The sequence below is a fragment of the Oceanobacillus sp. NCCP-135 genome (genome assembly GCF_059698015.1).
Map to the genome: position 1 here is coordinate 575 of NZ_BAAKSZ010000070.1, position 809 is coordinate 1383.

Sequence of the window (809 nt, forward strand, 5' to 3'; positions counted from 1 at the left end):
CAAACTCTCCATAAAAAGTTTGAATAGAATCGACACCAATCAATTCTATCAATTGTCTTAGCTTTAAAAATGGATTCCAGGGTAGTTCGTCTTCACCCAGATTATATAAATCTGACTTCTGATTTCTTACCTCTGACATCCGTTACATACTGGTTGTTTTGTTCAGTTTTCAAGGAGCAAATTATCATGTCGCTCTCAAATCAGCAACTTTAAAAGCATAGCACACAATTCAGGACTTTGTCAATGATTAATTAAGAAAAAATTAATCTTTCAGTTTCGACAATATTTTTTTGTGGAAAATAATTATATCATTTCTATCAAGTACTTGTCAACAATAGAACCCCCAAAAAAACAACTACAATCTAAAACTGTATATCATTATTTTTTTGCAGTAAAAAAGTATATCCATATTCCTTTCTGCATAAGTGCATAAAGGAAAGCTTCGCAAGCAATACATCGCCGACGAAAAAGGACCTTTTCGTTGAACTAAGGCATCGCCAAAGTGCTTAGTGAATGCCAAGTTTTCTAACCGTTAGTACTTGAGTAATGCTTTTTTAACAGCAAAATATATATTACAGCCCGAGCTTAAAAAAGTCAACAGTTTTTTTACACTGAGCTTTTTGCGATGTGCCACTTTTCTAGTTTTACGAGCAAAAAAATAAAGGTTTTATTTTTTTGAAAAACTACATTTCCTGCCAAAACAGGATTAAATAAAGTTTTCTGAAAATAGCCACCTAAAAAGGGGCATACTTATCCCGTTATCCACAACTGTCTTTTTGAAATTCGACTTATCCACATGTGGGTAAACT

The 809-nt window shown here is 32.9% G+C and carries 1 rRNA gene (cut by a window edge); it reads right to left on the reverse strand.

The annotated features are described in order from the left end of the window. Positions 1-63 (reverse strand): 16S ribosomal RNA (locus AC6HVZ_RS19545); its annotated part reaches 574 nt to the left of the window's first position; the annotation flags it as partial. Positions 64-809: the final 746 nt, after the last annotated feature.